This is a genomic window from Streptomyces thermovulgaris, assembly GCF_002155915.1.
GTDB classification, from domain to species: Bacteria; Actinomycetota; Actinomycetes; order Streptomycetales; family Streptomycetaceae; genus Streptomyces; species Streptomyces thermovulgaris.
This window is the reverse complement of sequence record NZ_MUME01000156.1, coordinates 1-6162: the sequence shown is the minus strand read 5'-3', so window position 1 is coordinate 6162 and position 6162 is coordinate 1. Positions and strand designations below refer to the sequence as shown.

The window sequence follows — 6162 nt, the reverse complement described above, 5'->3', positions numbered from 1 at the left end:
CCTGTGCGGTGGGCCGGACCGGTCACGGATGACGGCGGGCGACGGCGGGGGACCGCGGCGCGTCAGGGGAGGGCCGTGCAGCCGTACGGGTGCGGGGGCACGCCCGTGGCGGCGGGCTCCACGGCCGCCGGCCGGCGGGGCATCACCGGTCCGGCGGTCCGGCCGCGGCGCCCCGGTCGCCCACCGGACCCGGCGCTCCCGTTCCGGACCGGGAGCGGAACGGGGTGAAGTGTGCGGGAGGATGGTCGACGGGGAGATCCGGGCGCCAGACGGCGAGGATCTGGGCGGAGCAGACGAACAGCCCCTGCGGCAGGGCGTCCAGGCGGTGCCACCGCCACCCGCCCACGCTCTCGCCGGGCTGATCGGCCGGCTCGCCCTCCCAGGCGGTGACGACGGCGCCCACGGTGACGCGCAGTACGCCGTCCACGTGGTCGACCAGCGTGCCGAGGAGGGTGATGCCCTCGCGATCGGCGCGGAGCCCCGTCTCCTCGGCGAGTTCGCGCACGACGGCCCCCTCGAACGACTCGCCGGGCTCGACGGCACCGCCCGGAAGCTCCCAGGTGCTGTGGCGGTGACGGCCGAGAAGCAGCCCCTGCTCGCCCAGCACGACGGCACCGACGCCGACAGCCGCGTGCGGAACGGGCGGCCGACGCGTACGGGGACGGCTGGAGACGCGGGGCGGACGGCGGTGCGGCCCGCGCCGGGCCCGGACGAGCTGGACCACCGCGGGACTGTCGGCCCCGGGCGCGCGCAGCAGCTCCACCGCCTCGACGGTGAACCCGTGGTCGGTGAGCAGCTTCTCCCACAGACGCGGGGTGAGAACCCACATCCGGGTGGGGATGGGGGCCTCGTCGCGGAGCCGGATGAACTCCTGACGCGGTGTCACGGAAGAGGACGGTCCTCGGCCCTCCCCGTTGGTGTGCAGTGCGGAGAAGACGAGAGGCGCACCGTCCACCAGACCGTCGCGCAGGGCCGGCAGGAGATGACGCGGATCGATGCAGGCGAAGGAGCGGACGGCGTAAGCGGCTTCGTAGGGTTCGGCGCGCCGCAGATGGCCGGCGGCGTCCGCGCACAGGAAGCGGACTCCCGGTTCGGTGCCGTAGGCGTTCAGGGCCCGCTGATGCTGGGTGGGGGACAGGTCGACGGCGTCCACGAGGGCGCCGTGCGCGCGGGCCAGGTGGACGGCATGATGTCCGGGACCGGATCCGACGTCGAGCACGCGCTTGCCGGCGAGAGGACCGAGGATCTCGGTGCCCGGTCCGGTCCCGGGCCGGAAACCCCAGTCGATGCGGTCCGGCACGGGCGGGACATGACCGCGCTCGAGCTGCCGTTGGCCGTAGAGGGTCCAGCTTCGGTCGTCCGTCGGGCGAGTGCTCACAAGTGCTCCGTTTCTCCAGGCGGTTCCTGGGGCCGGACTCGAGGGCGTGGGGCATGACGGCGGCGGGCCGGGGTGCGCACACCGGCGCGCACCGCGGCCGGCGGGGGAGTGCATGCCCGGCGGCGCTCAGCGTTCCTGGGACAGGCGCAGCAGGCCGGCGAACACGCCCCCGGCGTGGACGAGGACCTCGCAGCGGCCCTGTTCGGCGACGCGGCCCCGGTCCATGACCACGATGCGGTCGGCGACCTTGGTGTTCTCCAGGCGGTGCGTGACGATGATCGTGACACGTTCACCGGCGATGGCCTTGATCCTTCCGAAGATCTGGTGCTCGCCCCGGGGAGCCGTCTGCGAGGTCGGTTCGTCCAGGACCGGCAGCGGGGTCCGCCGGTGGAGCGCGCGTGCGCAGGCGAGCCGCTGCCACTGACCGCCGGACGGCTCGACTCCGCCCCACAGTTCCCCGGCGAGGAGGGTGTCGAGCCGCTGCGGCGGCCTCTCGACCGCCTCGCGCATGCCGACGGCGTCGACCGCCTCCCACACCGGGGCGTCGTCGCGGGTCCGGGGCCGGCCCGGGGTGATGTTCTCGCGGACGCGCAACGGCCGGCAGGCGAAGTTCTGCGGGACGAGGGCGGTGCGCCGCCACACGGAGTCGGGATCGGCGTGGGCGAGATCGACGCCGTTCCACAGCACGCGGCCCTTGTCGGCCAGGAGGATGCCGGTGATGAGCTCGACCAGGGTGGACCTGCCCGAGCCGCTTTCGCCGGCAAGGGCCAGGATCTCGCCGCGGCGCAGTGTGAGGGAGACGCCGTCCGCGGCGGGCGCGTCCTTGCCGGGTAGCGGTGGACGACCTCGTCGAGCCGGATCTTCTCCACCCGTTCGGGGACGACCGACCGGCCGCGCCTGGGGGCGCGTTCGGCGGCCATGTCGAGGAAGGGCCGCATGCCGGCGAGGTGGAGCGAGGTGTGGAACAGGGCCGCGCCATGGACGGCGAACCGGCTGAGGGCGGCCAGAGTGGTCTGCACGGCGACCACCGCGGTGGCGGCGACGGGGAGGGCGACGCGGCCGGTGGCGGCCGGCCAGGCGAGAGCGGCCCAGCTGCCCAGCAGGAACACCCCGCCCAGGGCGCCGGCCGCCAGGGCGATGCGCAGTGTCCGCGGTGCGGCGGCGAGGGTGCGCCGGTCGACCCGGCCGGACAGGGCGCTGCCGATCCGGCCGAGGCCGGCGGCGGCCGTCACCACGGCCAGGGCGGGCAGGGCGCCGTGCAGGCGTTCGGAGACGGTGCCCGTGCCGAGGAGATGGGGCATGGCCCGCGCGGTGAACGTCAGGACGACGGCGGCCATGGCGCCGGTCGGGAGCCGGCAGCCCAGGAGCGGGACGACGCCGGTCCTGTCGACGGCCCAGGCCATGCGCGCGGTGTGTGCGAGCACGGAGGGCGGACGGCGGCACACGGCGGTGGAACTCGCCTCCGCCAGGGGGTTCTTGCCGTACTTGCCCGCGAAGCCGATGGTGGCCGGGGGAGGAGGGGGAGGCGTCTTCGCGTCCCTGGCCGAGGCGTCGGTCACGGTCACCCGCATCCCTCCTCGGAACCGGTGCCGCACCCGGGTGGCGCGGTCCTGCCCGGCACAACGACGCGGCACGGGAATCGAACACGCTGGATTTCGGACGTACCGGACCCCTTGTGCGGCAAGGGACCGGCCGGGAGACCCCCCATGCCCAGGCCGCCGGCGAGCGGCAGGAGTTGGCCGAAACGCCGGTCCTCGAAACACCGGAGCCGGAGGACGAGACCGGGCTTCTGCCGCCCGCCGGCCCGGTCCGGCCGGTTCGCTCCCCGGACGTGCGCGCGGAAGGGCGCCCGCCGGATGTTCTCCCGGTCGGGCGCCCGTTGCTCCGCGCTGGAGGAAGTGCTCTGCGCTGGAGGATTGGAGGAAGTGCTCTGCGCGGGAAGGAGTTCTTGTGCGGGAAGAAGGCGCCGGAAGAAGTCTTCGGGCCCGGAAGGACTAGAAGAAGCCGAGCTTCTTCGGCGAGTACGACACCAGGAGGTTCTTCGTCTGCTGGTAGTGGTCCAGCATCATCTTGTGGGTCTCGCGGCCGATGCCGGACTGCTTGTAGCCGCCGAAGGCGCTGTGCGCGGGGTAGGCGTGGTAGCAGTTCGTCCAGACGCGGCCCGCCTGGATCGCGCGGCCGGCGCGGTAGGCGGTGTTGATGTCCCGGGTCCACACGCCGGCGCCGAGGCCGTACAGCGTGTCGTTGGCGATCTTGATGGCGTCGTCGAAGTCGTCGAAGGACGTCACCGAGACGACCGGGCCGAAGATCTCCTCCTGGAAGATCCGCATCCGGTTGCTGCCCTCGAAGATGGTCGGCTGGACGTAATAGCCTCCCTTCAACTCGCCGTCGTACTCGATGCGTTCACCACCGGTCAGGATCCGTGCGCCCTCCTGCCGGCCGATGTCCAGGTAGGAGAGGATCTTCTCCAGCTGGTCGTTGGAGGCCTGGGCGCCGATCATCGTCTCGGTGTCCAGGGGGTGGCCGGGCCTGATGCGCTCGGTGCGGGCGACGGCTTCCTCGAGGAACTCGTCGTAGTGACCGCGCTGGATCAGCGCCCGGGACGGGCAGGTGCACACCTCGCCCTGGTTGAGCGCGAACATCGTGAAGCCCTCGAGGGCCTTGTCGCGGAAGTCGTCGTGCGCCGCCGAGACGTCGTCGAAGAAGATGTTCGGCGACTTGCCGCCGAGCTCCAGCGTGACCGGCTTGATGTTCTCCGAGGCGTACTGCATGATCAGCCGCCCTGTCGTGGTCTCGCCGGTGAACGCGACCTTCGCCACCCGCGGGCTGGAGGCGAGCGGCTTGCCCGCCTCCACGCCGAAGCCGTTGACGACGTTCACCACACCGGGCGGCAGCAGGTCGGCGACCAGGCTCAGCCAGTAGTGGATGGAGGCCGGGGTCTGCTCGGCCGGCTTGAGGACGACCGCGTTGCCCGCGGCCAGTGCGGGCGCCAGCTTCCAGGCCGCCATCAGAAGCGGGAAGTTCCACGGAATGATCTGGGCGACCACGCCGAGCGGCTCGCGGAAGTGGTAGGCGACGGTGTCGTCGTCGATCTCGCCGAGCGAGCCCTCCTGGGCCCGGATCGCCCCCGCGAAGTAGCGGAAGTGGTCGATGGCCAGCGGGATGTCGGCGGCCAGCGTCTCGCGGACCGGCTTGCCGTTCTCCCAGCTCTCGGCGACCGCCAGGGACTCGAGATGCTCCTCCATGCGGTCGGCGATCCTCAGCAGGATGCCGGAGCGTTCGCCCACCGGGGTCCGGCCCCAGCCCGGGGCGGCCGCGTGCGCCGCGTCCAGCGCCCGCTCGACGTCCTCCGCGGTGCCGCGTGCCACCTCCGTGAACGGCTGCCCGTTCACCGGCGAGGGGTTCTCGAAGTACTGTCCGCGGGCCGGCGGCACGTACTCGCCGCCGATGAAGTGGTCGTAGCGCGCCTGGTAGGAGACGATCGCGCCCTCGGTGCCGGGCGCCGCGTAACGGGTCATCCTGGTTGCCTCCCTCAGCAGCGCTGCCCGCCGTTGGGCAGCTCTCGGCGCGAGGCTAGGGACGCCGACGTTGCAACGACGTTGCGCGACGGGCGTGCACGGGGGCGCGGGCCGACGGGCTGCCGGCGGGGTCCCTGACCGGGACGTACGGGGCCGCCAGTTCCGCCTCGAGCGCGGCGAGCCGGGCCCGGACCGCCGTGCTCGGCCGTACGGCGGCGAGGGCCCGCCACACCTCCAGGTCGTCCTCGCCCCACGGCGCGTGCGCCCAGTCGGCCAGCAGGTCGGGGTCGCGGCGGACGATCAGCGCCCTGCGCAGCCCGTCGGCGAGGCGCTGCCGCAGCCGCACCACCGCCGGGGCCTGCGAGGCGGGCAGCAGCGGGCCGGCGTAGGCGGACGCGGCCGCCGCGACCGCCCCCGTCTCCAGCCGCCGTTCCACCACCGCCACGTCCGACCCCACCGGAACGGTGAGCCGGTACGGGCGCGAGGCGAGCAGACCCGGACCGAGCACCCGGCGCAGCCGGGCCAGTTCGGCCCGCAGCGTCACCGGGGTGACCGACTCGTCCTCGTACAGCGCGCACAGCAGCTCGTCCCCGGTCAGGCCCTCCGGGTGACGGGCCAGCAGCACCATGATCTCGCTGTGCCGACGGCTCAGCCGCAGACGGCGGCCGCCCACCGTGAACAGTGCCTCGTCACGGCCCAGTGCGGCCAGTTCGGGCGTGCCGGCGGCGGCTTCGCGCGGGCCGAGCAGCGCCAGCTGGGACTCGGCGGCCCGCGCCACCGCCTGCACCAGACCGAGGCTGTGCGGGTGCGCCAGCCCGTCCCCGCCGGTGATGTCCACGGCGCCGAGCACCTGCCCGGTGCGCGGATCGTGCACCGGGGCCGCCGCACAGGTCCAGGGATGGACGCGCCGGACGAAGTGCTCGGCCGCGAACACCTGCACCGCCCGGCCGACGGCGACCGCGGTGCCCGGTGCGTTCGTCCCGACCGCGGACTCCGCCCAGCGCGCCCCGGGCACGAAGTTCATCCGGGCGGCCCTTCGCCGTGTCGCCGGATGGCCCTCCACCCACAGCAGCCTGCCGTGCGCGTCGCACACCGCGAGCAGGTGCTCCCCGTCGGCGGCGAACGAGCCCAGCAGCTCCCGGAACAGCGGCATCACGGGAGCCAGCGGATGCTCCGCCCGGTAGGCGTCGAGGTCGCCGTCCGTGAGCTCCACCCGCGCGGTGCCGGTCCGGTCCGACACCGGCACCGCGCGGGTGGAGCTCACGG

General features: G+C 73.8%; 2 protein-coding genes and 2 pseudogenes. All 4 read right to left on the bottom strand.

Translation table 11 applies throughout. From position 1 onward, the window contains the following. Window positions 1-142: 142 nt before the first annotated feature. The gene (locus CCN35_RS14275; protein WP_245863163.1) at window positions 143-1378 is read right to left on the bottom strand and encodes a bifunctional class I SAM-dependent methyltransferase/NUDIX hydrolase; all 1236 of its coding nucleotides are present in this window, start codon (window positions 1376-1378) and stop codon (window positions 143-145) included. 126 nt (window positions 1379-1504) lie between these two features. After that, window positions 1505-2937 (bottom strand): annotated as a pseudogene (locus CCN35_RS14270) (ATP-binding cassette domain-containing protein). A gap of 435 nt (window positions 2938-3372) precedes the next feature. Then, a complete protein-coding gene (gene exaC, locus CCN35_RS14265; protein WP_067392228.1) occupies window positions 3373-4896 on the bottom strand; it encodes an acetaldehyde dehydrogenase ExaC in 1524 nt (507 codons plus the stop codon). 55 nt (window positions 4897-4951) lie between these two features. After that, window positions 4952-6162 (bottom strand): annotated as a pseudogene (locus CCN35_RS14260) (GAF domain-containing protein); the annotation flags it as partial.

Excerpts from the sequence above, each read along its gene's own strand:
- exaC (WP_067392228.1), bottom strand. The coding sequence starts at position 4,896 with ATGACCCGTTACGCGGCGCCCGGCACCGAGGGCGCGATCGTCTCCTAC.